The organism is Roseateles agri, assembly GCF_034043675.1.
Taxonomy (GTDB): Bacteria; Pseudomonadota; Gammaproteobacteria; order Burkholderiales; family Burkholderiaceae_C; genus KK5.
This window is the reverse complement of sequence record NZ_JAXCLA010000003.1, coordinates 133,185-158,843: the sequence shown is the minus strand read 5'-3', so window position 1 is coordinate 158,843 and position 25,659 is coordinate 133,185. Positions and strand designations below refer to the sequence as shown.

General features: G+C 66.4%; 27 protein-coding genes. 21 read left to right on the top strand and 6 right to left on the bottom strand.

Annotation, left to right across the window (positions count from 1 at the left end):
- Positions 1-9 precede the first annotated feature (9 nt).
- From SNE35_RS08830 to SNE35_RS08820, 3 genes are read left to right on the top strand one after another with little or no spacing between them, the layout of a single operon-like run.
- Complete coding sequence (locus tag SNE35_RS08830) at positions 10-1,503, top strand: peptide MFS transporter (RefSeq protein WP_320422526.1); 1,494 nt, start codon at positions 10-12, stop codon at positions 1,501-1,503.
- A gap of 7 nt (positions 1,504-1,510) precedes the next feature.
- On the top strand, positions 1,511-2,398 hold the full coding sequence (locus SNE35_RS08825) for a DMT family transporter (protein WP_320422525.1): 888 nt from the start codon (positions 1,511-1,513) through the stop codon (positions 2,396-2,398).
- Between the two features lie 28 nt (positions 2,399-2,426).
- Complete coding sequence (locus tag SNE35_RS08820) at positions 2,427-3,095, top strand: glutathione S-transferase family protein (RefSeq protein ID WP_320422524.1); 669 nt, start codon at positions 2,427-2,429, stop codon at positions 3,093-3,095.
- Here SNE35_RS08820 and SNE35_RS08815 read toward each other — a convergent pair whose 3' ends face one another.
- Both SNE35_RS08815 and SNE35_RS08810 read right to left on the bottom strand, forming a co-directional pair.
- Positions 3,096-3,800 carry a glutathione S-transferase C-terminal domain-containing protein gene (locus SNE35_RS08815; RefSeq protein WP_320422523.1) on the bottom strand — a complete coding sequence of 235 codons (705 nt, stop codon included), beginning with the start codon at positions 3,798-3,800 and terminating at the stop codon, positions 3,096-3,098.
- 59 nt (positions 3,801-3,859) lie between these two features.
- Positions 3,860-4,588, bottom strand: coding sequence for a CerR family C-terminal domain-containing protein (locus tag SNE35_RS08810; protein ID WP_320422522.1), 729 nt, complete (start codon positions 4,586-4,588; stop codon positions 3,860-3,862).
- A 77-nt stretch (positions 4,589-4,665) separates the two neighbouring features.
- On the opposite strand from SNE35_RS08810, the gene SNE35_RS08805 reads away from it, so the two are divergent.
- The 5 genes from SNE35_RS08805 to SNE35_RS08785 all read left to right on the top strand — a co-directional run bounded on the left by SNE35_RS08805 (position 4,666) and on the right by SNE35_RS08785 (position 10,762).
- Positions 4,666-5,745 (top strand): HlyD family secretion protein, encoded by a 1,080-nt coding sequence (locus SNE35_RS08805; protein ID WP_320422521.1) that lies wholly within the window; start codon positions 4,666-4,668, stop codon positions 5,743-5,745.
- Positions 5,738-7,315 (top strand): MDR family MFS transporter, encoded by a 1,578-nt coding sequence (locus SNE35_RS08800; RefSeq protein ID WP_320422520.1) that lies wholly within the window; start codon positions 5,738-5,740, stop codon positions 7,313-7,315. Before SNE35_RS08805 ends, SNE35_RS08800 begins: the two co-directional genes overlap by 8 nt.
- A gap of 1 nt (position 7,316) precedes the next feature.
- Positions 7,317-8,747, top strand: a complete 1,431-nt coding sequence (locus SNE35_RS08795) for an efflux transporter outer membrane subunit (RefSeq protein WP_320422519.1) — start codon at positions 7,317-7,319, stop codon at positions 8,745-8,747.
- A gap of 72 nt (positions 8,748-8,819) precedes the next feature.
- On the top strand, positions 8,820-9,332 hold the full coding sequence (locus SNE35_RS08790; protein ID WP_320422518.1) for an OmpH/Skp family outer membrane protein: 513 nt from the start codon (positions 8,820-8,822) through the stop codon (positions 9,330-9,332).
- A 251-nt stretch (positions 9,333-9,583) separates the two neighbouring features.
- Positions 9,584-10,762 carry a GGDEF domain-containing protein gene (locus SNE35_RS08785; protein ID WP_320422517.1) on the top strand — a complete coding sequence of 393 codons (1,179 nt, stop codon included), beginning with the start codon at positions 9,584-9,586 and terminating at the stop codon, positions 10,760-10,762.
- Positions 10,763-11,130: 368 nt separating this feature from the next.
- Here SNE35_RS08785 and SNE35_RS08780 read toward each other — a convergent pair whose 3' ends face one another.
- Together SNE35_RS08780 and SNE35_RS08775 are read right to left on the bottom strand one after the other, a co-directional pair.
- Entirely contained in the window at positions 11,131-11,472 is a 342-nt protein-coding gene (locus SNE35_RS08780) for a hypothetical protein (protein ID WP_320422516.1), read from the bottom strand.
- The gene (locus tag SNE35_RS08775; RefSeq protein ID WP_320422515.1) at positions 11,426-11,776 is read right to left on the bottom strand and encodes a hypothetical protein; all 351 of its coding nucleotides are present in this window, start codon (positions 11,774-11,776) and stop codon (positions 11,426-11,428) included. Before SNE35_RS08775 ends, SNE35_RS08780 begins: the two co-directional genes overlap by 47 nt.
- A 760-nt stretch (positions 11,777-12,536) precedes the next feature.
- Here SNE35_RS08775 and SNE35_RS08770 point away from each other — a divergent pair.
- From SNE35_RS08770 to SNE35_RS08755, 4 genes are all read left to right on the top strand, one after another.
- Positions 12,537-13,367, top strand: coding sequence for a hypothetical protein (locus SNE35_RS08770; protein ID WP_320422514.1), 831 nt, complete (start codon positions 12,537-12,539; stop codon positions 13,365-13,367).
- A 173-nt stretch (positions 13,368-13,540) separates the two neighbouring features.
- Complete coding sequence (locus SNE35_RS08765; RefSeq protein WP_320422513.1) at positions 13,541-13,894, top strand: GntR family transcriptional regulator; 354 nt, start codon at positions 13,541-13,543, stop codon at positions 13,892-13,894.
- Positions 13,891-14,784 (top strand): ABC transporter ATP-binding protein, encoded by an 894-nt coding sequence (locus SNE35_RS08760; protein ID WP_320422512.1) that lies wholly within the window; start codon positions 13,891-13,893, stop codon positions 14,782-14,784. Before SNE35_RS08765 ends, SNE35_RS08760 begins: the two co-directional genes overlap by 4 nt.
- 16 nt (positions 14,785-14,800) lie before the next feature.
- Positions 14,801-15,682 carry a hypothetical protein gene (locus SNE35_RS08755; RefSeq protein ID WP_320422511.1) on the top strand — a complete coding sequence of 294 codons (882 nt, stop codon included), beginning with the start codon at positions 14,801-14,803 and terminating at the stop codon, positions 15,680-15,682.
- A gap of 77 nt (positions 15,683-15,759) precedes the next feature.
- Here SNE35_RS08755 and SNE35_RS08750 read toward each other — a convergent pair whose 3' ends face one another.
- Positions 15,760-16,626, bottom strand: a complete 867-nt coding sequence (locus tag SNE35_RS08750; RefSeq protein ID WP_320422510.1) for a ferritin family protein — start codon at positions 16,624-16,626, stop codon at positions 15,760-15,762.
- 708 nt (positions 16,627-17,334) lie between these two features.
- On the opposite strand from SNE35_RS08750, the gene hpf reads away from it, so the two are divergent.
- From hpf to hprK, 3 genes are all read left to right on the top strand, one after another.
- On the top strand, positions 17,335-17,676 hold the full coding sequence (hpf, locus tag SNE35_RS08745) for a ribosome hibernation-promoting factor, HPF/YfiA family (RefSeq protein ID WP_320422509.1): 342 nt from the start codon (positions 17,335-17,337) through the stop codon (positions 17,674-17,676).
- 293 nt (positions 17,677-17,969) lie between these two features.
- Positions 17,970-18,440, top strand: a complete 471-nt coding sequence (locus SNE35_RS08740) for a PTS sugar transporter subunit IIA (protein WP_320422508.1) — start codon at positions 17,970-17,972, stop codon at positions 18,438-18,440.
- Positions 18,441-18,444: 4 nt separating this feature from the next.
- Entirely contained in the window at positions 18,445-19,407 is a 963-nt protein-coding gene (gene hprK, locus SNE35_RS08735; RefSeq protein WP_320422507.1) for an HPr(Ser) kinase/phosphatase, read from the top strand.
- A gap of 20 nt (positions 19,408-19,427) precedes the next feature.
- Here hprK and fur read toward each other — a convergent pair whose 3' ends face one another.
- Positions 19,428-19,853 (bottom strand): ferric iron uptake transcriptional regulator, encoded by a 426-nt coding sequence (gene fur, locus SNE35_RS08730; RefSeq protein ID WP_320422506.1) that lies wholly within the window; start codon positions 19,851-19,853, stop codon positions 19,428-19,430.
- A gap of 119 nt (positions 19,854-19,972) precedes the next feature.
- Here fur and SNE35_RS08725 point away from each other — a divergent pair, with 119 nt between their 5' ends.
- From SNE35_RS08725 to SNE35_RS08700, 6 genes are all read left to right on the top strand, one after another.
- The gene (locus tag SNE35_RS08725; RefSeq protein ID WP_320422505.1) at positions 19,973-20,536 is read left to right on the top strand and encodes an outer membrane protein assembly factor BamE; all 564 of its coding nucleotides are present in this window, start codon (positions 19,973-19,975) and stop codon (positions 20,534-20,536) included.
- Positions 20,533-21,351 (top strand): 4-hydroxy-tetrahydrodipicolinate reductase, encoded by an 819-nt coding sequence (dapB, locus tag SNE35_RS08720; protein ID WP_320422504.1) that lies wholly within the window; start codon positions 20,533-20,535, stop codon positions 21,349-21,351. Before SNE35_RS08725 ends, dapB begins: the two co-directional genes overlap by 4 nt.
- Positions 21,348-21,995 (top strand): MotA/TolQ/ExbB proton channel family protein, encoded by a 648-nt coding sequence (locus tag SNE35_RS08715; protein ID WP_320422503.1) that lies wholly within the window; start codon positions 21,348-21,350, stop codon positions 21,993-21,995. Before dapB ends, SNE35_RS08715 begins: the two co-directional genes overlap by 4 nt.
- 1 nt (position 21,996) lies before the next feature.
- On the top strand, positions 21,997-22,413 hold the full coding sequence (locus SNE35_RS08710) for an ExbD/TolR family protein (RefSeq protein WP_320422502.1): 417 nt from the start codon (positions 21,997-21,999) through the stop codon (positions 22,411-22,413).
- 70 nt (positions 22,414-22,483) lie between these two features.
- A complete protein-coding gene (gene leuS, locus SNE35_RS08705) occupies positions 22,484-25,114 on the top strand; it encodes a leucine--tRNA ligase (protein ID WP_320423144.1) in 2,631 nt (876 codons plus the stop codon).
- On the top strand, positions 25,111-25,599 hold the full coding sequence (locus SNE35_RS08700) for an LPS-assembly lipoprotein LptE (RefSeq protein ID WP_320422501.1): 489 nt from the start codon (positions 25,111-25,113) through the stop codon (positions 25,597-25,599). The genes leuS and SNE35_RS08700 overlap by 4 nt, the downstream gene beginning before the upstream one ends.
- The last annotated feature ends 60 nt before the right edge of the window (positions 25,600-25,659 follow it).

Sequence of the window (25,659 nt, the reverse complement as noted above, 5' to 3'; positions counted from 1 at the left end):
CCCCCATCCATGTCCACCTCTACGACCGTCGCCGCTTCTCACAAGGAAGCCGGCGTACCCGGCGCCAGCGCCCTGTTCTTCATCCAGATGTTCGCGACGCTGGGCTTCGCCGTCCTGCAGTCGACGCTGGTGCTCTACGCCACCAAGCACCTGGGTTTCAGCGACGAGCTGGCCACCTCGCTGATGGGCGTGTTCGGCGCCTTCAACTACGGGCTGCACCTGTTCGGCGGCTACCTGGGTGGGCGCTTCCTGTCCAACCGCAACCTGTTCATCGGCGGCATGGTGCTGCAGGTGCTGGGCTGTGCGGCGATCGCCGGCGGCACCGCGGCCCTGATGTACTGGGGCCTGGCGCTGTTCCTGACCGGCAGCGGCCTCAACGTCACCTGCATCAACATGATGCTGACACAGCGCTTCAAGCCCGAGGACACGCGCCGCGAGAGCGCCTTCCTGTGGAACTACGCGGGCATGAACGTCGGCTTCTTCATCGGCTTCACGGTGGCGGGCCACTACCAGCTGATCCAGGACTACTCGACGCTGTTCACCTTCGCGACCGTCGGCAACGTCGTGTCCATCGTGCTGTCCTTCATCTTCTGGCGCTCGCTGCGCGACTTGGACACGCCGCTGCTGGACGCCACCCCGCGCGCCTGGCGCCTGCGCTTCATCGCCGGCGTGGCGATCCTCGTGGCACTGGTGCCGGCGCTGTGGCTGATGCTGCAGGTGCCGTCCTGGGCGGCGCTGATCGTCAAGTCGGTGGGCGTGCTAGTGTTCACCGCGCTGCTGGTGCTGACGATCCGCCACCCGCTGCGCGACGAGCGCCGCCGCATGACGGCCTACCTGATCCTGGCCGCTGGCTCGCTGACCTTCTGGTCGCTGTACCAGATGGCCTTCAGCGGCCTGCAGCTGTTCTACGACCGCAACGTCGACCCGGTGCTGTTCGGCATCCAGATCGCGCCGCAGTGGGTGCAGAACATCAACACTGTGGTGATCGTCATCGGCGGCCCGGCGATGGCCGCGCTGTTCACCAAACTGCGCGCACGCGGCTGGGACATCGACGTGCCGCGCCAGTTCGCCGCCGCGGTGCTGCTGATGGGCGCCGCCTACGTCGTGCTGCCGCTGGGCATCCATATGGCGGACTCGGCGACGGGCCGCTCCGCCTTTGTCTGGATCGGCCTGAGCTATGTGCTGCAGAGCCTGGGCGAGCTGCTGATCTCGCCGATCGGCTACGCGATGATCGGCCGCCTGGCGCCGCGCCAGTACCAGGGCACGATGATGGGTGCCTGGATGCTGCTGACCGGACTGGCCTCGCTGTTCGCCAGCGACTTCTCGGGCTCGGTGCCGCAGGCGCGGGGCAGCGAGCCGCTGGCGACGAACGGCTTCTACGCGATGCTGTTCTCGCAGCTGGGCTGGGGCACGGTGGCGGTGGGCGTGGTGATGGCGGTGCTGGTGCCGTTCCTGCGCCGGCTGATCGACAGCAAGAGCGACAACAACACCGTCAAGGCCTGACCCCGGCATGCAGCGCAAGGACCGGCTCGATCGCCGCGCCGTGGCCGGCGTGCTCGGCTGCTGCGTGCTGTGGGGCCTGAACCAGGTGGCGGCCAAGGCGGCGCTGAACGAGATCGGGCCGCTGTGGGAGGCGGGGCTGCGCTCGCTGGGCGCGGCGGCGCTGGTGTTCGCCTGGTCGCTGGCGCGCGGCCTCAAGCTGTTCGAGCGCGACGGCAGCCTGCGCGGCGGGCTGCTGGCCGGTTCGCTGTTCGCGGCCGAGTTCGCCTGCATCTTCATCGGCCTGCAGTACACGACGGCCTCGCGCATGGTCGTGTTCATCTACCTCTCGCCCTTCGTCGTGGCGTTGGGCATGCCCTTCATCGCGGCCAGCGAGCGCCTGCACGCGCGCCAGGTGGTCGGCCTGGTGCTGGCCTTCGGCGCGGTGGCCTGGGCGTTCTCGGAGGGCTTCGGCCATGCCAGCGGCTCGGGCCTGCAGTGGTTCGGCGACCTGCTGGGCCTGCTCTCGGCCGTGTTCTGGGGCGGCACGACCTTGGCGATCCGCGGCACGAAGCTCTCGCAGGCCAGCGCCGAGAAGACCTTGCTGTACCAGCTCGCGATCTCCGGCGCGGCGCTGACCCTGGCGGCGATCGTCGTCGGCGAGCCGGCGCCGCTGGCCTGGTCGTGGCGGCTCGCGGGCCTGCTGGGCTTCCAGACGGTGATCGTCAGCTTCGCCAGCTACCTGGCCTGGTTCTGGATGATCCGCCACTACCCGGCCACGCGCCTGGCGAGCTTCACGCTGGCCACGCCGCTGTTCGGCCTGCTGGCCGGCGCCCTGCTGCTGGGCGAGCCGATCACCTTGCGGCTGGTCGTGGCACTTGTCGCGCTGGCGGCAGGCGTGGTGATGGTCAACAAATAGACTCGGCCGTCCATCGACGGAGACGAGCATGACGACGATCACCCTCTGCGGCTTTTCGCTGAGCAATTACTACAACAAGGTCAAGATGGCCTTGCTGGAGAAGGACATCCCCTTCACCGAGGAAACGGTGATGACCCACTCGCACGAGGAAGCGGTGCTGGACTGCACGCCGCTGGGCAAGGTGCCCTTCATCCGCACGCCGCAGGGCTCGCTGTGCGAGAGCCAGATCATCCTGGACTGGCTGGAGGCCACGCACCCGGCGCCGGCGCTGATTCCGGCCGAGCCCTTCCAGGCGGCCAAGGTGCGCGAGCTGGTGCAATTCATCGACCTGCACCTGGAGCTGGTGGCGCGCGAGTTGTATCCGCAGGCCTTCTTCGGCGGCCAGGTCAGCGAGGGCACGCAGAAGCGCGCACGCCGCCTGCTGACGGCCAATATCGAGGGCTTCAAGCGACTGGCGAAGTTCTCGCCGTTTGTTGCCGGCGAGACCTTCACGATGGCCGACTGCGCGGCCTGGAACAGCCTGCCGCTGGTGGGCATGGCCTCCAAGATCGTGCTGGGCGAGGACCTGCTGTTGGCCGGCGGCGTGGACTGGAAGTCCTACGCCAAGTTCGTCGGCCAGCGGCCCAGCGCCCAGAAGGTGGTGGCGGACCGCAAGGCCGACGAGGCGCGCATCGCGGCCCTCAAGGCCCAGGCCTGATCAGCCGCGGCTGGGAATGTCCAGCCCGCGGACGACCGCGGGTCGCGCCGTGAAGGCGGCCAGCACGCGCTGCACGTTCGGGAAGTTCGTGAAGCCGACCAGATCCCCGGCCTCGTAGAAGCCGACCAGGTTGCGCACCCAGGGCCAGGTGGCGATGTCGGCGATCGTGTACTCGTCGCCGACGATCCAGGCGCGGCCGTCGGACAGCTGCTTCTCCAGCACGCCCAAGAGGCGCGTGGCCTCGCCGACGTAGCGATCGCGCGGGCGCTTGTCCTCGAAGTCCTTGCCGGCAAACTTATGGAAGAAGCCGACCTGGCCGAACATCGGGCCGATGCCGCCCATCTGGAACATCAGCCACTGGATCGCCTCGTAGCGGCGCGCCGGATCAGCGGGCAGCAACTGGCCGGTCTTCTCGGCCAGGTAGATCAGGATCGCGCCGGATTCGAACAGCGCCAGCGGCTTGCCGCCCGGGCCGTCGGGGTCGACGATGGCCGGGATCTTGTTGTTCGGGTTCAGCGAGAGGAACTCGGGCGAGAGCTGGTCATTGGTCTGGAAGCTGACCAGGTGCGGCTCGTAGGCCAGGCCGATCTCCTCCAGCATGATCGAGATCTTGACGCCGTTGGGCGTGGGCAGCGAGTACAGCTGCAGGCGCTCGGGATGGGCGGCGGGCCACTTGGCGGTGATCGGGTGTGCGAGGGTGGACATCGGCGTGTGTTGGAGTTGGAATGCCGGCGCATTCTGGCCGCCATCGCGAAGCCCTGCTGTCAGCGGGTTTCTTCGCGCCAGTGGTCCATCAGCACGCGGCTCTGCGCGCGGCTGGCCTGCTTGATCATCGCCAGCTGCTCGGGCCCGAAGCGCTCCCAGCCGAGCTTGGTCAGCAAGGTGCGCTTGCCCAGCGAGAACACCATCACCTGCCCGTACAGCATCATCACGCGCATGCGCAGCAGCGGGTCGCCGAGCGGGATGCCGCAGTAGCGCGAGACCAGCGCCTGCGACAGCTCGCCCATGCGCGGCCGCATGCCTTCCTTGTCGAACAGCTCGAACAGCGCGCTGGGCCCGTGGCCGACCTGCTCGTGGGTGATGAACAGGCGCCGGTGCTCGGCGTCGTCCGGCAGCATCTGGAAATCGGCCAGCGCGTCGAGCATCTCGCCGTAGGCCTCGAAGAGCTGGTCCGGCGTCGCGGCGGTGTCGTCCAGCACCGCCTGCGCGCGGTCCACCACCGGCTTGAAGTGGGCGGCGGCGGTGGTGGCGATGTCCTCGGCGCAGGCGCGATAGACGCCTTCCTTGCTGTCGAAGTAGTACTGCAGCGCGGGGGCGTTGACGCCCGCCGCCTTGGCGATCTCGCGGGTGGACGTGCCCTCGAAGCCACGCTCCGCGAACAGGCGCAGCGCCACGCTGATGATGCGGCGACGCGTCTCTTCGCCGCGGGCGTAGGCGGCTTCGGCGCGGTGGCGCGGGGCTCGGGGTGAGGGCGTCGGACGTTCGGAACTCATGGCAGGCGAAAAATATACCAGTTGACAGAATTATTCCAGTCGTAAAAAAATAGCGACTGGAATAAATAATTCAAGCCATGTCCACCACGCCCCCCGACTCCACGCCGTCTCCCACGCCTTCTTCCACCCCTTCCCGCCGCCGCCCCGTGCTGCTGGCCGTGGCCGCCGCCGCGCTGATCGCCGCCGGCGCCTACGGCCTGCACTGGTGGACCGTCGGCCGTTTCATCGAGAGCACCGATGACGCCTACCTGAAGGCCGACGGTGTCACCGCCGCACCCAAGGTCGGTGGCTACATCACCGAGGTCTACGTCGTCGCCAACCAGACCGTGAAGCGCGGCGATCCGCTGGTGAAGCTGGACCCGCGCCAGTACCAGGCCTCCGCCGACCAGTCGCAGGCGACGATCGATGCTCGCCAGGCCGACATCCGCCGCGTCGAGGCCGACATCCTCCAGCAGCAGGCGCAGCTGACCCAGGCACGCGCCCAGGCGGACTCGGCCCGGCTTACCCTGGCGCATGCGCAGGACGCGTTCGACCGCTACGCTCCGCTGGCCGCCACCGGCGCCAGCACCGACGAGCACCTGGCCGACCTGCGCAACGAGCGCGACCAAGCCAAGGCGCAGCTGGCGGCGGGCATCGCGGCCGCGAAGGCCGCCGAGGGCCGGCTGAAGTCCAGCGAGGCGCAGGTCGCGCAGACGGCGGCGCAGGTGAAGGCCGCCGAGGCCGCGCTGCGCCAGAACCGCCTGGAGGTGGACGACACGATCGTGCGCGCGGCCATCGACGGCCGCGTCGGCGACAGCACCGTGCGCGTCGGCCAGTTCGTGCAGCCGGGCACGCGGCTGATGACCGTCGTGCCGACGCAGGACGTCTACCTCGTCGCCAACTACAAGGAGACGCAGATCGGCCGCATGCGCGCCGGCCAGCCGGTGACCTTGCACGTGGACGCGCTGCCGGGCCAGGATATTCATGGCGCCGTCGACAGCTTCTCGCCGGGCACCGGCGCGCAGTTCGCGCTGCTACCGTCGGAGAACGCCACCGGCAACTTCACGAAGATCGTGCAGCGCGTGCCGGTGCGCATCCGCGTGCAGGCCGACCCGGCGCTGCGCGAGCGACTGCTGCCGGGCCTGTCGGTGACGGCCGAGGTCGACACCCGTGGCTGAACCGAACGCCGAACACAACGCCAAAGCGGCCGATTGGGTCGCCGTCGCCGCCGGCGCGCTCGGCGCGCTGATGGCGACGCTGGACATCTCGATCACCAACTCCGCGCTGCCGCAGATCCAGGGCGCGGTCGGCGCCACCGGCACCGAGGGCACCTGGATCTCGACCGGCTACCTGATGTCCGAGATCGTGATGATCCCGCTGGCGGCCTGGCTCACGCGCGTGTTCGGCCTGCGCAATTTCCTGGTCGCCAACGCGGGGCTGTTCACGCTGTTCTCGGTGCTGTGCGGGCTGTCGAACAACCTGGCAATGCTGGTGCTCGCGCGTATCGGCCAGGGCTTCACCGGCGGCGCGATGATCCCGACGGCGCAGACCATCATCCGCACCCGGCTGCCGCGCCACCAGTTGCCGGTGGGCATGACCTTGTTCGGCCTGATCGTGTTGCTCGGGCCGCTGCTGGGCCCGGTGCTGGGCGGCTGGCTGACCGAGAACGCGAGCTGGCACTGGTGCTTCTTCATCAACGTGCCGGTCTGCGCCGCGCTGCTGACCCTGCTGCTGCTGGGCCTGCCTTCGGAGCGCACGCACCTGCAGGAGTTCGTCAAGGCGGACTGGCTGGGCATCGTCGGGCTTGCCGTGGGCCTCTCCACGCTGACGGTGGTGCTGGAGGAGGGGCAGCGCGAGCGCTGGTTCGAGTCCTCGCTGATCGTCGGGCTGAGCCTGGTGTCGGCCTTCGGCATGCTGCTGATCGCGCTGTCGCAACGCTGGGCGGCCAAGCCCATCCTGCGCTTGAGCCTGCTGCGCAATGCCAGCTACGCCAGCGTGATCGTGATCGTGTTCACCGTGGGCGCGGGCCTGTACTGCGTGTCCTACCTGGTGCCGCAGTTTCTCGCGCTGATCGCCGGCTACAACGCGGCGCAGGCCGGCTCGATCATGCTGCTGGCGGGCCTGCCTGCCTTCGCGATGATGCCCATCCTGCCGCGCCTGATCTCGCGCGTGGACTTCCGCGTGATGGTGATCTGCGGCCTGCTGTGCTTCGCCGCCAGCTGCCTGCTGGACATCGACCTGACGGCGCAGAGCGTGGGCCATGACTTCATCGGCTCGCAGCTGCTGCGCGGCGTGGGCCAGATGCTGTGCATGATGCCGCTGAACCAGGCCTCGATGGCCGCCGTGACGCGCGAGGAATCGGGCGATGCGGCCGGCATCTACAACATGGCGCGCAACCTCGGCGGCTCGGTGGGCCTGGCCGTCATCGGCACCTTCATCGACCGCCGCAACAGCCTGCACGTCGACCGGCTCGGCGAGACGCTCAACGCCAACTCGCCGCTGCTGCAGGACCGCATCGCCGGCAGTGCCGCGGGCCACCTCGCGCAGGTGGGCGACGCTGCCTACGCCCAGCTGCAGGCCATCAAGGAGCTGGTGCTGCAGATCCACCTGCAGGCCAGCGTGATGACCTTCTCCGAAACCTTCTACGCGCTGGCCGTGGCACTGCTGTTGTGCGTGCCGCTGGCGCTGATGCTGAAGACGCCCAAGCCTGGGCAGCCGCAAGCGGCTGCGGCCAGCGAGGCGCATTGACATGACGACTTCTCGATACCTCCACCCCCTTCACGCCTGCCTGCCCCTCGTGCTGGCGCTGGCCGCCTGCACCACGGTCGGCCCCGACTACAAGGGCGCGCCGCCGGTCGCGGCCGACGCGCTCGCCCAGTCGCACTTCACCCGCGATGGCGGCGCCTCCACGGCACCCGCGCCCGCGCAGTGGTGGCGCAGCCTCAACGACGCGACGCTCGACACCCTCGTGGACGACGCGCTGCGCGACAGCCCCACCCTGCACGCCGCCGAAGCCCGCCTGCGCGCCGCCCGCGCGAGCCTGAACCAGCAGGAAGCCAACCGGCGCCCGAGCGGATCGGCCTCGGCGCTGGGCGCCGGCGTCTGGCAGGGCCCGACCACCGACCAGTCGACCTCGCTCCAGCTCTACAGCGTCGGCTTCGATGCGACCTGGGAAGCCGACCTGTTTGGCGGCGGACGCCGCGCGGTCGAGTCCGCCTCGGCCCAGGCCCAGGCCGTGCAGGCGGACCTCGCCGACGCGCAGGTCTCGCTGGCCGCCGAAGTGGCCGCTACCTACACCGACCTGCGCGCCCAGCAGGCAAGGCGCGCCCTGCTGCAGCAGACGGCAGCCGGCGACGCGCAGGCCCTCGCCCTGATGCGCCAGCGCCGCGCGCAAGGCGTGGCCAGCGCCGACGAGGTCGAGCAGCGCATGCAACAGGCCGCGGCCACGCAGGGCACGCTGTCCGACCTGACGGCCGACATCGCCGCCTCGCTCGACCGACTGGCCCTGCTCGTCGGCCAGGCCCCCGGCGCACTCGACGCGCAGCTGGCCGCCACGGTTGCATCGCCGGCGCTGCCCTCCGTGCCGGCCAGCGTCGCCATCGGCGACCCCGCCGCCCTGCTGCAGCACCGCCCCGATATCCGCGCCGCCGAGCGCCGCCTGGCCGGCCGCACCGCCGACATTGGCCAGCAAACCGCCAAGTACTTCCCCAAGCTCAACCTGCTCGGCAATATCGGCCTCGCCGGGACCGACGCCGGGCAGTTGCTGCGCGCCAGCAATCTCGCGTTGATCGCAGTGCCGTATCTGAGTTGGAACGTGCTCGACTTCGGTCGGACTGCTGCGGCTGTTCGTCAGGCCGAGGCGGGCCGGGACGAGGCTGTGGCCAACTACCAGGCCACGGTGCTCGGCGCGCTGCAGGACGCCAACACCGCGCTTGCTCGCTTCGGCCAGCAGCGGCAGACGGTGATGCAGCTGCTGGCGCAGCAGGCTTCGGCCGGCCGCACGCTGGAGCTGACGCAACAGCGCCGCGCGGCGGGGGCATCAAGCCAGATCGATTTGCTCGACGCCCAACGCCGCGATGCCGATGCGCGGGTCAAGGCGCTGGAGGGCGAGGCGCAGTTGCTGAAGAACTTCGTGGCCTTGCAGAAGTCGCTGGGCCTGGGGTGGGATGTGGCCGGCTGAGGATTCCGGTCAGAGCTGATGGCTGGTGCACTTGGAAAGTACAGTAGTCGGCTCTGGGAGGCCAATGCAATCATGAAGACCAAGAATCTGAAGGTGCTAGCTTGTGCGGGATTGTTGTGTGCAGCGGCCGTCACTGCTCATGCCCAACAGCTCAAGGTCGGATACGTCGACGTTCAACGGGTCATTGCCGAAAGCGACGCCGGCAAGGCGGCCCAAGCCAGACTGGAAAGCGAGTTCGGCAAGCGGGACAAGGATCTTCGGGATCTGGATATGCGGCTGCACGCAGCTGCCGACCAGCTGGAAAAAGAGGCGCCGACCCTATCCGAAACTGAACGCATTCGACGCGGACGCAGCATCGCCGATCAGAACCGGGACCTGGATCGCAAGCGCAGGGAATTTCAGGAAGATCTTGAACAGCGCAAGGGCGAAGAAAACGCCGCGCTGAACGACCGCGTCGGGCGGGCGCTCAAACAGGTAGTCGACGCCGAAAAATTTGACCTGATCCTCCAGGAAAACGTGACCTACGCCGCCCAGAGGGTCGACATCTCCCGCAAGGTCATCCAGGCCGTCAACGCGCAGAAGTGAACGTCGCTGGGAAGCGGCGCTCTGAGCGGGCCCAAAGCTCGTCCAAATCCGTGACTTCCGCCCGGCGGACCGGCCCGCCGTAGACACACGAAAACCTCCACCCTGCGACAATTCGTTACGCGCGCGGCCCCGTTCCATTTCAATGCGACGGCCCCGACCGTGTCGCCGCCGAGCAGCTGATCTGCTCCTGCGCATCGCTCTTGGCCGAGCGGCTCTCGCGGAGCCGGCCCGCGCCGATACATCCCTCGTCCATGGTTCTCGATCCCTTCACCCTGCTCGTCCTCTCCGCGACCATGGCCGCCGCCTCGGCGCTGTACCTGGTTGCGGAATGGAGCAGCGTGCGCGAACGCTCGCTGCTTCAGTGGAGCGCGGGCTTCGCCATCATCGCCGTGGGCTGTGTGCTGGCCCTGCTGCGTTCCAGCGGCTATGCGCTGATCGGCATCTGGTTCTCCAACGGCTTGCTGATCGCCGCCCACGGGCTGTTCCTGGCCGGCGTTGCCGAGTTCACGCGCGCCCGGCTGCCGCGCGCCTGGTGGCTGCTGGCCCTTGTCTGGCTGGCGATGCTGTTTCTGCCCGATGGGCCGTGGTGGTCCAAGGCGATGCTGAGCATCCAGTCGCTGTCAATCGCCCTCATCACCTTGCGCGCTGGCCTGCTGCTGCGCCCGCACGGCGGCGTGTTGAGCCCGGGTGCGGCACAGCTGCGCTTCGTCCTGCTGGCGCACGGCCTGTTCTACCTCGCCAAGGCGGGTTCGATCGTGGTGCCGGACGCCGTCGTCAGCCTGGCCAGTTTCAGCGGTGTGGCGATCCTGGTCTCACTGCTGGAAGGCGTGATGGCGATCATGCTGCTCGCGATGTCCATGACCGGCACCGAGCGCCACCGCCGCGAGGAACTCATCGCGCAGATCGCTGCCCGCGACCCGCTCACCGCCCTGGACAACCGCCGCGCGCTCTATCTCCGTGCACCGGCGCTGCTGGAGCGGGCCTCGCCGGCCAGTCCCGGCGCCCTGCTGCTGATCGACATCGACCACTTCAAGCAGGTCAACGACCTGCACGGCCACGATGCTGGCGACCGCCTGCTGGTGACCCTGAGCGACCTCATCCGCGGCGCGCTGCCCCACGGCGCGCTGGCCGCACGCCTGGGCGGGGACGAATTCGTGATCCTGCTGCGCGGCGTCTCCGGCGCCACCGTGCAGGCGCTGGGCCAGCACTTGCGCGAGGCGTTCGCGGAGCAGGCGCGCGCGATGTTCGCGACGCCGGAACCAGTGTCCCTGAGTATCGGCGCGGCCTTGTTCGACCGGTCCGACTTGGAGCTGTCGCACTGGCTCAAGCAGGCCGACGAAGCCCTCTACGCATCGAAGCGCAAGGGACGGGACCGGATGGAACTTGTCCCGCTTCAGCCGGAGTTGGCGTACATGTTGGGTCTCGCTTAGCGTCATAGGGCCCGCCCTATGACGACAGGCAGTTGGTGCGCATCAGCTCATCCAGGACTGACGCCGCCTCTCATTCAGCTCTGCATTTGACGGAATGCTCGTGACTCAGTTCTGAATTTCCACTCGAGCTGGGCTGCGCTCACCGGAGGGCGCGGGCGCTGCATCCACGGCTCAAACCGAGCATTGTGACCACGCGCCTCGCCAGATGCGTCGATTTGGCGTTTGGTCGCGTCCAGACGCTAACGGCTAACGCTGCGCGTTGAGCGGACTGCCGCTGCCCTGTCTCGGAAGGCGCTGCGCGGGCAGCCACAAACGTCGCCTGTAGACCTTTTGAACGACGACCGAGAGCCGGTGCAGCCGAGCCCCCGCTACCTTTGGAGCCGCAACAGCCAGATAAGAGTCAGCCCGATAACCATGAGCGACGCACCGAAAATGGGCGTTGCCGGCAAGGCGACGGTGCCGTGCACGAAGGTCTCGAAACCAATCCAGCCGCCACAGTAATAGCTAAGCTGACGACGGAGGCGTTTCACAACCGCAGTTTGAGCGGCTTCATTAGGGGCCTCCACCCACATCACCTGATGGTCCTCGATGATTTCGAGGACATGGGTGTGGGCCAAAAATGCCGCTACCGCACGATTCTTTTTTGCAATAACTTTAATACTATCAAATGGCAGCCCCGACTGGGACTCCTGAGGTTTGTTCCGGTTCATCTTTCTCTAGGACAGTAAGAAAGAATTCCGTGGCACTTTTTGTGGGTTCCCACAGAACTCTCCGCAGCTGAGTTCCATGAACATCAACGACGGTGGTATGCCGCACAACGAGTCGGCGTCGTTCATCCAGGCGCCCCAGTAGCGAATAAATCGAGGCGTCGGACATCTTGTCGTCCAGGGCTTTAGCAATCTGCGGAACCGTCGCAGATTTTCCGAGTTCAACAAGCGTCTTCAAAACAATTACTTCAGAAGCCGGGACAACCTGACTTCCAATGATCGCAACTCCATTTTTGGCAATGGCCATAATGGATTCTCCAACATATCGAGCTGACTGCTACTTGCTGTTGCGCGAATGCAATCGACGATTAAAAATCGACAGCGAATAGTTGACCAACTCGTAAATAGTATCCCTGTGTAGAAGGGTCCTTTCAGTTTGAGGGCGTATCAATCACCGTGATTGATTTATGCCTCTTTTGAATGAGATTTTTTGCATAGTCACTTTTAGATCCAGTTAAAATTTAAGATTTGATATAGATAAATAAAAAGCGAATTACTTCGCAGTCGCTGTCATAAGGGCGCCACATAAGCCGGCGGGGAAGGGAGTCTTGACTTCCACGTCCAGACTTCGCACCCAGCCGATTGACAAGGCGTCTTTATGGCAAAACGACGTGTTTAGTGTACTAGACGATTTGTAACTTGTCAAGGCAGTCGCGGCAGTACCCACGGTGGGGAGACATGCTGGTCGCCCGAAGAGCGAGAGAAAGCTTAGGCTGCCCGGCATGGCGTGTCCGACCGTTTGCACTGGCCGAAACGGAACCGCAACGATGTACGACTCGCAGGCTGTGGCCAAGGCCCAAGTGATGCCGTACCAGCTGATGTGCGTCTTCAAGGCAGTGATCGTGGTCCGCAGAAGCATCGAGCGCCGGCAACGGAGAAGTCGGGCTGTGCTGTGCCGCTTGTGTGCAGGCAGGGGTTCGGCACCTATCAGACCGCGAAACCCACCATCAACACGCCTGACCGTTGAGTTAGATTGAGATCTCGCTGTCCGCATGCAAAGGGGATCTATGGAACTTGGCACAACACTCTTTGGCGTCGCCCGCAAGGCGGCCAACTGGGCGTTCGGGATCGTGGAAAAACTCATTTGCCAGAGGGCATACGAGCTGTCCACGCTGTATCACGACCACCGAATCTTGGTTGAGGCTCGCCCGCATCCGTTGGGAGAGCACCTTGGATACCGCTTGTTCACCGAGGAGTACTTGCACGGCGCGCGCCAGGCCATGCCTCTGATCGAAGTGTGTGCGAATCGCCGCTTGCGCTTGTCGAAGGTTGTGATCTCCGTGACCGCTTCGAACGACAAGGTCTGCTACCAAAACCAAGTGGTGCTGCACCATGTTGATCAGCGTCGCCACCGCGCAGCCTTGCCCGCCGTGCCATTTCGGCGCCCAAAGATCGAGGGCAACAAGGTCTACACCCCCTACGACGTGCTTCGCATTGAATTGCTGGAGATTCGCGACGAGGCAAACCAGGACTTGCTGCCGCGATGGAAGGTCGCGGACGAGCTGCATCCAATTGATCGGCTGGAAGTAGCGTTGGGCAAGGAACGGGATTTTGTGGAGAAGTGGGGGCGTGTGTACCACCTGCAATTCGTGGAGATGGAGGCCAGCGAGCAGATGGTTCAGCTTCGCGCGCTGTACTTTCATCGCTCGGCAGCCATCAGGGAATTTGCGGGGCTGTTACAGCATCGACTGGTGGGAAAAGCGTTGTTCTGGGTGAGGAACGCCTTTTGGGCGCGCCCGCTCCAGCGAGAACTGAATCGACACATCGCCGAATATCGGGAGTACGAGGCGCAACGACTGGCGCAGGAAAGAGTCGCCGAGAAAATCGATGTGGACTGAGGCTTCGCGATGTAGCTTCAAGCGCCTCGCGCCGCCTGCCCTCTGATGCGCGCAGAACTCAGTGAGACGATCCGTTCATCCCCGCCTTTCTGCAGTCCATCGCGTTCCCTTTGGTCATCCGGCCGCCGGCTTGATATGGTGTGCTACATCAGTAACACACCGGATCGAAGCCCATGCCTACCTGGAACGATTCAGCGCCGATCTACCAGCAGCTGGCCGACCGCCTCGCGGTCCAGCTGCTCGATGGCGCGCCGCCTGAGGGGCAGCCGCTGCCCTCGGTCCGCCAGTTGGCGGGCCAGTACCTGATCAATCCGCTGACGGTCAGCCGGGCGCTGCAGGCGCTGGTCGACAACGGCCTCGTCGAAAGCCGCCGCGGCATGGGCATGTATGTGCTCAACGGGGCGCGCTCGCGGCTGTTGAAGGCTGAGCGGGAGCGTTTCCTGCAGGACGAGTGGCCGCAGCTGCGCGCCAAGCTGAAGCGGCTGGGCATCCAATCGACGGATCTGGAATGGGGGACGGAACAATGACGACAACGACGAACCTGATCGAGGCCTCGGGGCTGACGCTGCGCTACGGCCGCAAGACGGCACTGGACGATGTGAGCTTCACGGTGCCGAAGGGCCGGGTGGTGGGCCTGCTGGGCCACAACGGCGCGGGCAAGACCTCGCTGATGAAGGCACTGGTGGGCTTGATGCCGCCGGGCGGCGGGACGGTGAACGTGCTGGGCCTGGACCCGGTGCGCCAGCGCGGCAAGTTGCTGGAGCAGCTGAGCTACATCCCGGACGTGGCGGTGCTGCCGCGCTGGGCGCGGGTGCATGAGCTGATCGAGCTGATGAGCGGGCTGCAGCCGCGCTTCTCGGCCGAGCGGGCGCGGGCGCTGCTGAAGCGCACCAGCGTCGGGCTGAACGACAAGGTGAAGAGCCTGTCCAAGGGCATGGTGGTGCAGGCGCACCTGGCACTGATCGCGGCGGTGGACGCGCAGCTGATGATCCTGGACGAGCCGACGCTGGGCCTGGACGTGATGTCGCGCAAGTCCTTCTACGAGATGTTGATCGACGAGTGGTGCGACGGCGAGCGCAGCGTGCTGATCTCGACGCACCAGGTGGAGGAGGTGGAGTCGCTGCTGTCCGACGTGCTGATGCTGGACGAGGGCCGCCTGGTGCTGAACATCAGCCTGGAGGACATCGACAGCCGCTTTGTGGCGCTGGCGCACGATCCGGCGGCGGCCGACGCGGTGGCCAGCGCCCATCCGCTGCTGCGCTACCGCCAGGCCGGCGGGCGCGGCGCGGCGATCTTCGATGGCGTGCCGCCGGAGCAGGTAGCGCAGCTCGGCGAGCGCATCCGGCCGAGCCTGGTCGACCTGTTCATGGCGCTGACGCGCAAGCCGGCGCTGCAGCCGACGACGACCCAAGCCTGAGGAGGCATTGATCATCATGAACTCTCGTTTCTCGACCCTTCTGCTGCGCGAATGGATGCAGCACAAGCGCGGCTGGATCGTCACCCTGCTAGCGCCGCCGGCGATCGTGCTGGCGATGCTGCCGTTCGGGGAGGTCAACGGCGTGCCTGCCGACCAGCCGCTGGCGCTGGGCATGGCGGTGGTGATGGCGACCGCGCTGTCGCTGCTGGCGATCAGCAGCATCAGCACGTCGTTCCAGCTCTCCGGCCTGGCGCGGCGCGACGTGCAGGACCGCTCGATCGAGTTTTGGCTGTCGCTGCCGGCCAGCCACAGCGAAAGCATCGGCGCCACCTTGGCGGCTCACCTGCTGCTGGTGCCGGCCGGGATCCTGCTGGGCGGCTATGCGCTCGGCTTCGTGATGACGGCGGGCGTGGCGGCGAAGCTCGGCGGTGTCGCGGCGCTGGCTCAGGTGCCGTGGTTCCAGGTGCTCGCCGCCACTTTGCCGGTGATCTTGCGCGTGCTGCTGGGCGTGCCGCTGGCGCTGCTGTGGCTGGCGCCGCTGGTGATGCTGCTGATGAATGCGTCCGCTTGGCTGAAGCGCTGGGGCATTCCCGCCCTGGTGGCTGCGCTGATCGTGGCCTGCGCGATCGTGCCCAAGGTCTACGACATCCATGTCTTCGCCGATGCGCTGCGGGAGCAGGTGGCCGGTGCCGGGCTGGCGCTGCTGGGCAATGGCGATGGGCTGGAGGATGCGTTCCGGGCGATCGGGCGCGGGGATTCGACCGGTGTCGGCAGCTGGGTGGCGGGCGACGCGATGAATGCGCTGCGGGCCTCGGCTTCGGTGCAATTCGTCGGCGGGCTGGTGCTGGCGGCGGCGGGCTTCGGGCTGCTGATCCTGCGCCGGCGGCGCGGGGCCTGATCGATCTGGCGCCGCAATGAAAAAGCCCGCCGGCTGGCGGGCTTTTCTTTTGGCCGGCTTGTGGCTGGTGAGCAGCCTCAGGCGAGCTTGGGCGTCACGCCTTCGACGGTGGCGGCCACGCGGGCGGTGACTTCCTTGCGGAAGCGGTTCAGCTCCTGCACCGAGGCGAAGCTGCGCTCCATCAGCAGGCTCATGTTGTGCAGGATGCGCTCGACGACCTTGGTCTCCCAGACGGCGTCGAACTGGATCTGCTTGTCCAGCCAGTGTTCCAGCCACTGCGGATCGGGCAGGCGGCTCTGGATGGTGTCGCGCGGGAACAGCTTGGCGTTGACGTGCAGGTTGGTCGGGTGCAGCGCCTGGGCGGTGCGGCGAGCGCTGGCCATCAGCACGCCGACCTTGGCGAAGGCGGCCTTGGCCTCGTCGCCGAACTTGCTCATCGCGCGCTTCATGTAGCGCAGGTAGGCGCCGCCGTGGCGGGCTTCGTCGCGCGACAGGGTTTCGTAGATCGCCTTGATGACCGGCTCGGTGTGCCATTCGGCAGCGCGGCGGTACCAGTGGTTCAGGCGGATCTCGCCGCAGAAGTGCAGCATCAGCGTTTCCAGCGCCGGCGCCGGGTCGAACTCGAAGCGCACCTCGTGCAACTCGGCTTCGGTGGGTGCCATTTCGGGCCGGAAGCGGCGCAGGTATTCCATCAGCACGAGAGAATGCTTCTGCTCCTCGAAGAACCAGACGCTCATGAACGCGGAGAAATCGCTATCGTCGCGGTTGTCACGCAGGAACATCTCGGTGGCTGGCAGTGCCGACCATTCGGTGATCGCGTTCATCTTGATCGTGCGAGCCTGGTCGTCGGTCAGCAGGCTGGCGTCGAACTTGTCCCACGGGATGTCCGTGTCCATGTTCCAGCGCACGGCTTCCAGCTGCTTGAAAAGTTCGGGGTAAAGCATGGTCTTCCTAGGTTGGGCCGCGGCGATTCTATGACGGGGCCGTCATAAAACCGGCTGACGCCCGCTGGGCCAGCGGGGTGTTTCTCAGGCATGCCGGGAGGCAATCCCTAAACACACCGCCACCCACTACATGCGGACGTTTGTCGCTCTAAACGATCTCAAATCGTGAACAAGTGCATCCATTTTGGAGCAAAAACCTCGCAAAACCGTCACGATCTCCTCCGTGGCGAAATCCGATAACCAAGTGCGGCGCCCAGGATTCCCGCAGCCCTTGCGCCCAACACTTAGGATGAAACCGATTTCAGTCGCAGGATCTCCCGTTTGGTCGGATGAAATCTCGGAGCCTTTTTCCCCCTCCTCCCTCCCTCCCTCGTTGGCTCCGGGGCGTTCTGTGACTACTTTTATGCCTAGGCCCTCGTCTCCCGACGGGGGCTTTTTTTTTGGCTTCCGGGCTGCGCGCCCGGCATGGGATGGGCCTTGGTTCACTGAGCATTCCATCACGCATTTCCGGCCTTGCCAACCGACCCGGGCCTATAGCCCCTATATCGGCCTCATTGCACTTGTCAGCCCGTCGCTTCGGGAGCAGACTGGGTTCGTCGATTTCCCACTCCCGCCTCAACTACCTGCTACCCAGACATACCTCCCCTCTCGTTCTTTGGTTCCCACGTTCCTACGTTTTCTCGATACACCCTTGCGAAAGGAGGCTCTATGAACCTGACGATCAGTGGCCACCATCTCGAAGTGACGCCGGCTCTGCGAGAGTACGTGCTCACCAAGCTTGACCGGGTGACCCGCCACTTCGACCAGGTCGTTGACATCAACGTCCTGCTCACGGTGGAGAAGCAGAAGGAAAAGGAAAGAAGGCAGCGCGCCGAAGTGACGGTCCACGTGAAGGGCCGCGACATCTTCGTCGAGCAGTCTCATGAGGATCTATACGCCGCGATCGATCAGCTGATGGACAAGCTGGATCGCCAAGTCTGCCGCCACAAGGATCGCGTGCAGGAACACCATCATGCGTCCGCCAAGCGTCTGGACATGCCGGCGCCCTGAGCACTGATGCAACCCAATCTTGCGCGGCAGGCTAAGCCTTCCGCGTAGCAGAGGCGGCCTCCGGGTCGCCTTTTTGCTGCCAGGCTGGAACCGCTTCCGTCGGATTTTGCAATGTGCAATCGTCCTGTTGCTGCGCCGCCGCAATTCGAGCATTAGTACGGCCGGCCCGAGCAGGCGGCGCGCACTGGCGTCATGAGCTTCCTATAATTTGCCGCTCAGATATCGAATAAGCGTTCTGCCCAAGGCTTGAGTGAGGGAACCACACCCGGGCCGTAATCGGCGCTAGTGAGCTCATGAATCGTCTCGCTGCCATCCTGCCCGCCAGCAATGTGCTGGTGAACGTGGACGCCTCCAGCAAAAAGCGTGTGTTCGAACAGGCAGGTCTGCTGTTCGAGAACAACCACACCATCTCCCGCGCCCTGGTCACGGACAACCTGTTCGCCCGCGAGCGCCTGGGTTCGACCGGCCTCGGCCACGGGGTCGCCATTCCGCATGGCCGCATCAAGGGCCTGAAGAATCCGCTCGCCGCCGTGCTGCGCGTGCAGCAGCCGATCGGCTTCGATGCCCCGGACGACGAGGCCGTCAGCCTGCTGATCTTCCTGCTGGTGCCCGAAGCGGCGACCCAGCGCCACCTGGAAATCCTGTCCGAAATTGCCGAGATGCTGTCCGATCGCGAACTGCGCGAGCGGCTGAAGACCGAGCCCGATGCGGCTGGCGTTCACAGGCTAATTGCCGCCTGGGAACCGCTCAAATCGGTCGCCTGATCTTTTGAAACCCACCTCGATCAGTGCCGACAGGCTCTTTGAAGAGCACCGCGAATCGCTCCACTGGGAGTGGATCGCCGGCCATGCCAATACCGAGCGCCGTTTCGATGAAGCCGCCGTGCGCGACGCGCAATCGGCCGCCGACCTCGTCGGCTACCTGAACTACATCCACCCGTACCGTGTCCAGATCGTCGGCCGCCGTGAGGTCGCCTACCTGAGTCAGGCCTCGGGTGACGTGCTGGATCGGCGCATCGCCCGCATCGTCACGCTGGAGCCGCCGGTGCTGATCGTCGCCGACGACCAGCCGCCACCGGACCGCCTGGTCGCGATGTGCGACCGCGCCGAGATCCCGCTGTTCGTCACCAGCGAATCCGCCGGCCATGTGATCGACGTCGTGCGCGTCTACCTGGCCCACCTGTTCGCGAACCGGACGACGCGCCATGGCGTGTTCATGGACATCCTCGGCCTGGGCGTCCTGCTGACCGGTGAATCGGGCCTGGGCAAGAGCGAACTGGGCCTGGAACTGATCTCCCGCGGCCACGGCCTGGTCGCCGACGATGCGGTCGACCTCTACCGCATCTCGCAGACCGCCATCGACGGCCGCTGCCCCGACCTGCTGCTGAATCTGCTGGAAGTCCGCGGCATCGGCCTGCTGGACATCAAGGCGATCTTTGGCGAGACGGCGGTGCGCCGCAAGATGCGGCTGAAGCTGATCGTCCATCTGGTCCGCAAGGAAACGATGGAGCGCGATTTCGAGCGCCTGCCCTACGAGCCGCTGTATGAAGACGTGCTGGGCATCCCGATGCGCAAGGTCGTCATTGCCGTGGACGCGGGCCGCAACCTGGCGGTGCTGGTTGAGGCGGCGGTGCGCAACACTATCCTGCAGCTGCGCGGCATCGACACTTATCGCGAGTTTGTCGAGCGCCACCAGCGGGCGATCGAACAGGGCCAGCTCGACGACAACTGAGCGCCGAGCGGCCCGGCCGTTCAGCTCTTGTTGGGGCAATCCTTCTTGATGCAGTTGGCGTAGAGCGCCAGCGAGTGCTCCTGCAGCTGGAAGCCGCGTTCCTTGGCGATCATGTGCTGCCGCTCCTCGATCTGAGGATCGAAGAACTCCTCCACCTTGCCGCAGGTCAGGCAGACCAGATGGTCGTGATGGTGGCCCTCGTTCAGCTCGAACACCGCCTTGCCCGACTCGAAGTGGTTGCGCGACAGCAGCCCCGCCTGCTCGAACTGCGTCAGCACGCGGTAGACGGTCGCCAGGCCGATATCGGCATCCTCGGTCAGCAAAGCCTTGTAAACATCCTCGGCCGTCATGTGGCGATGCTGGGACTTCTGGAAGATCTCCAGAATCTTGATGCGCGGCAGGGTGGCCTTGAGGCCGCTGTTCTTGATTTCGTCGGTACGGGTCATGGCATTCGGCTCGTCTGGGGCGGCGCTCCCTGCAGGGGGCTGCCGCTAGAATCGGCCGATCATAGCCAGCTATGGTCGCGCCGCCGCGCCATAACCCCCCGAAAGTCACCGCCATCGTCATGCGTCCGATCACCTTCCATTCCCGGCCCCTGCTGCTCGCGTTGACGATGGCCGCCCTTGCTGGCCTCTCTGGCTGCTCCTCGCTTTCCCAGTTCGCTTCGGTGTCCGGTGACAAGGTGCTCGGCTTCGTGCGGCCCTACCGCGTCGAAGTCGTCCAGGGCAATGTGCTGACCAAGGAACTGGTGGCGCGCGTCAAGCCCGGCATGACTCGCGCCCAGGTGCGCGACCTGCTCGGCTCGCCGCTGCTGACCGACATGTTCCACGAAGACCGCTGGGACTACGCCTTCTCGATCCGCCGCCAGGGCGCGCCCTACCAGCAGCGCCTGATCGTCGCGTGGTTCGAGGGCGACGCGCTGAAGTCGCTCGACGTGCCCGGCGACCTGCCGACCGAGGACGAATTCGTCGCCGCCGTCACCACCTACAAGCCCAGCGGCAACCCGCCGAAGCTGGACCTGACCGAGGCCGAGCGCAACGCGCTGCCGGCGCCCGCCAAGGTCGCGACACCCGCGCCCGAAGCGGTCGGCCCGGAGCGCAGCTATCCGCCGCTGGAGCCGAAGTCTTGAGCGGCCCGGTGCGCGTCGCCATTGCCGGCAGCTCCGGCAAGATGGGCCGGATGCTGATCGAGACGATCGTCAACTCGCCCGACATCAAGCTCGCCGGCGCGCTCGACCTGCCGGGCAGCCCGGCGCTGGGCCAGGACGCCAGCGCCTTCCTCGGCAAGGCCAGCGGCGTGGCGATCACGTCCGACCTGCGCCAAGGCCTCGCCAATGCTGACGTCTTGATCGACTTCACCCGCCCCGAAGGCACGATGGCCCACCTGGCCGTCTGCGCGGAGCTGGGCGTCAAGGCCGTCATCGGCACCACCGGCTTCGAGGCCGCGCAGAAGGCGCAGATCGGCGCCCTGGCGCAGAAGATCGGCATCATGATGGCGCCGAACATGAGCGTCGGCGTCAACGTGGTGATGCAGCTGCTCGAGGTTGCCGCCCGTTCGCTGAACCACGGCTATGACATCGAGATCATCGAGGCCCACCACCGCCACAAGGTCGACGCGCCCAGCGGCACCGCGCTGCAGATGGGCGAGGTCGTCGCCAAGGCGCTCGGCCGCGATCTGAAGGAATGCGCCGTCTACGGCCGCGAGGGCGTCACCGGCGCGCGCGATCCGTCGACGATCGGCTTCGCCACCGTGCGTGGCGGCGACATCGTCGGCGACCACACGGTGATGTTCGCCGGCGCCGGTGAGCGCATCGAGATCACGCACAAGTCCAGCACCCGCGTCCACTACGCCGAGGGCGCGCTGCGCGCCGCGCGCTTCCTGGCGACGCGCGGCCCCGGCCTGTACGACATGGCCGACGTCCTCGGCATCAACCCGCCGGCGTGAGCGGTTTCAGCGCCTTCTGGGACCAGGGTGACGCCGTCACCCGCGCGGTGGCGCTGCTGCTGCTGGCTATGTCGGTCAGCGCCTGGGTCGTGATCCTCTGGAAAGGCTGGATCCTGGCAGCGGCCCGCCGCAGCCTCACCCGCGCGGTGCCGGCCTTCTGGGCCGCCGCGGATCTCGAAGCCGGCCGCGAGGCGCTGCGCAATTTCGACAAGGAAGACATCGCGCTGCCGCTGCTCGAAGCCGCCACGGCACCGACGCAGCCGCAGACGCTAGCCGCCAGCGGCCGCACCGAATCCCGTCTGACCCGCCGCCTGCGCGACGCGCTGCACGCCGTGCTGCACCGCCTGCAGTTCGGCCAGGTGCTGCTGGCCTCGATCGGGGCGACGGCGCCCTTCGTGGGCCTGTTCGGCACCGTCTGGGGCATCTACCACGCGCTCGCCAGCATGGCGGCCGGCGGCAACGTCACGATCGAGAAGATCGCCGGCCCGGTCGGGGAGGCGCTGATCATGACGGCCGCGGGCCTGGCCGTCGCCATTCCGGCCGTGCTGGCCTACAACATCTACGGCAAGCAGGTCGGCGCCTGCGAGGCCGAGCTGGAAGGCTTCGCGCACGACCTGCGCGAGATGCTGGACAAGCAGGACTGACATGCCCTTCGGCCGCCTCGAACGGACCGAACGCCCCAAGCCGATGGGCGAGATCAACATGACGCCGCTGATCGACGTCATGCTGGTGCTGCTGGTGATCTTCATGATCGCCGCGCCGCTGATGACCTCCTCGCTGCGCCTGGACCTGCCCAAGAGCGAAGCGGCCACGCCGTCCGATGCGCCCAAGTTCGTCGCCGTGACGATGAGCCCCGACGGCGCCATCTACCTGGGCGAAGACAAGGTCGACACCGCCGCTTTCCAGCGCAGGATCAAGACCCTGGCCCAGGGCAATCCGCAGCTCGAGGTACAGCTGCGCGCCGACAAGGCCGTGCCCTACGGCCAGGTGGCCGAGCTGATCGGCTGGGTGCAGGGCGCGGGCCTGTCGAAGATCGCCTTCGTCGCCGAAGCCAAACCCTGAGCGAAGGGCGCCCGGGCGCCGCTCCTTACAATCGGCGCTCCCCGCGCCCCCGCAGCCTGCCTTGGCCATGATGAACGACAAGTACGCCCCCAACGAGATCGAAGCCGCCGCCCGCCAGCACTGGAACGAGCGCGACGCGTATCGCGTCACCGAAGACGACAGCAAGCCCAAGTTCTACGCCTGCTCGATGCTGCCCTACCCCAGCGGCAAGCTGCACATGGGTCACGTGCGCAACTACACGATCAACGACATGCTGACGCGCCAGCTCCGCATGAAGGGCTACAACGTGCTGATGCCGATGGGCTGGGACGCCTTCGGCCTGCCCGCGGAAAACGCGGCGATGAAGAACAAGGTGCCGCCGGCCAAGTGGACCTACGACAACATCGCCTACATGAAGGGCCAGATGCAGGCCATGGGCCTGGCGATCGACTGGTCGCGCGAAATCGCCACCTGCACGCCCGAGTACTACAAGTGGAACCAGTGGCTGTTCCTGAAGATGCTGGAAGCCGGCATCGCCGAGCGCCGCACCCAGGTCGTCAACTGGGACCCGGTCGACCAGACCGTGCTGGCCAACGAGCAGGTCGTCGACGGCAAGGGTTGGCGCTCCGGCGCCGTCATCGAGAAGCGCGAGATCCCCGGCTACTACCTGAACATCGTCAAGTACGCGGACGAGCTGCTCGACGCCGTGGCCAACCCCGCCAGCCCGCAATACCTCAGCGGCTGGCCCGAGCGCGTGCGCCTGATGCAGGAGAACTGGATCGGCAAGAGCGAGGGCGTGCGCTTCGCCTTCCCGCACGACATCAAGGGCGCGGACGGCCAGGCCATCCAGGACGGCAAGCTCTACGTCTTCACCACCCGCGCCGACACCATCATGGGCGTGACCTTCTGCGCCGTCGCGCCCGAGCATCCGCTCGCCACGCACGCCGCGCAGGGCAATGCCGAACTAGCCGCCTTCATCGAGGAATGCAAGAAGGGCGGAACGACCGAGGCCGAACTCGCCACGCAGGAAAAGAAGGGCAAGCCCACGGGCCTGTTCGTCACCCACCCGTTGACCGGCGACAAGGTCGAGGTCTGGATCGGCAACTACGTGCTGATCAGCTACGGCGACGGTGCCGTGATGGGCGTGCCGGCGCACGACGAGCGCGACTTCGAGTTTGCCAACAAGTACGGCCTGCCGATCAAGCAGGTCGTCGCCGTCGAAGGCGAGACCTACGACGACAAGCGCTGGGCCGAGTGGTACGGCGACAAGCAGAAGGGCGTCTGCATTGCCTCCGGCCTGCTCGACGGCCTGGGCTACAAGGCCGCGGTGGACAAGGTGGCTGAGCTGGTCGGCGCCAAGGGCCTGGGCGCCAAGAAGACCACCTGGCGCCTGCGCGACTGGGGCGTCAGCCGCCAGCGCTACTGGGGCACGCCGATCCCCATCATCCATTGCGAGGACTGCGGTGCCGTGCCGGTGCCCGAGCAGGACCTGCCCGTCGTGCTGCCGGAGGACTGCATCCCCGACGGCAGCGGCAACCCGCTGAACAAGCGCGCCGACTTCCTGAACTGCGCCTGCCCCAAGTGCGGCAAGCCCGCGAAGCGCGAGACGGACACGATGGACACCTTCGTGGACAGCTCGTGGTACTTCATGCGCTATTGCGACGCGAAGAACGGCGAGAAGATGGTCGCCGGCGGCACTGACTACTGGATGCCGATGGACCAGTACATCGGCGGCATCGAGCACGCGATTCTGCACCTGCTGTACGCCCGCTTCTGGACCAAGGTCATGCGCGACCTGGGCCTCATCAAGGCCGACGAGCCCTTCACCAAGCTGCTGACGCAGGGCATGGTGCTGAACCACATCTACTCGCGCCGCGGCGAGAAGGGCGGCATCGAGTACTTCTGGCCGCACGACGTCGACAACGTCTATGACGAGGGCGGCAAGATCATCGGTGCCAAGCTCAAGAGCGACGGCTCGGCGGTGGACTACGAGGGCGTGGGCACCATGTCCAAGTCCAAGAACAACGGCGTCGATCCGCAGGAGCTGATCAACACCTACGGTGCCGACACCGCGCGCCTGTTCGTGATGTTCGCCTCCCCGCCGGAGCAGACGCTGGAGTGGAACGATGCCGGCGTCGAGGGCGCGCATCGCTTCCTCAAGCGCGTCTGGGGCTACGCGGCCAAGAACGCCGACGCGATCAAGGCCGCCGGCACGGACTTCGCCGCGCTGTCTGCCGATGGCAAGGCGCTGCGCCGCGAGGTGCACCTGGTGCTCAAGCAGGTCAGCTACGACTACGAGCGCATGCAGTACAACACCGTCGTTTCCGGCGCGATGAAGCTGCTCAATGCGCTGGAATCGCACAAGACGGCCGACGCCGCCTCGCGCGAAGGCCTCTCCGTGCTGCTGCGCGTGCTCTACCCGGCCTGCCCGCACATCGGCCACACGCTGTGGGAGCAACTGGGCTTCGCCGCCGAGCTGGGCGACCTGCTCGACGCACCCTGGCCCACCGTCGACGAGAGCGCGCTGGTGCAGGACGAGATCGAGCTGATGCTGCAGGTCAACGGCAAGCTGCGCGGCACGATCAAGGTCTCCGCAGGCGCCGACAAGGCCGCCATCGAGGCCCTGGCCGTCGCGCACGAGGAGACGATCCGCTTCGCCGAAGGCCGGCCGGTCAAGAAGGTCGTGGTCGTGCCCGGCCGCCTGGTCAACGTCGTCGCATGATCGATCGCCGCGCGCTCCTCCTTGGCGCCGCAGCCCTCGCTGGCTGCGGCTTCGAGCTCCGCAAGGAACCCGAGTTCCAGTTCCACGTCGTCGGCCTCACCGGCTTCCGCAGCGATTCGCCGTTCGCCGTGGAGTTGCGCCGCCAGTTGAGCCGCACGAAGCTGACCTTGCAGCCCGATCCCAACAAGGCCGAGGTCGTCGTCGAGGCGCTGAAGGAAACGCGCGACAAGCTCGTCGTCGTCTCCACCAGCGCCGGCCAGGTGCGTGAATGGCAGCTGAAGCTGGACGTCGACTACCTGCTGCGCACGGCGCAGGGCGACTTGCTGCTGCCCCGCACCGAACTGCGCCTGACCCGCGAGCTGACCTATACCGAGACGCAGGCGCTCGGCAAGGAGCAGGAAGAAGCGCAGCTCTACCGCGCGATGCAGTCCGACGCCGTCGCGCTGATCATGCGCCGCCTCGCGGCCGTGAAGCTGCCCTCCTGACATGGGGCCCCCACGCTCACTTCGTTCGCTGCCCCCCGAGGGGGCGCAGGCCTCCCTTGG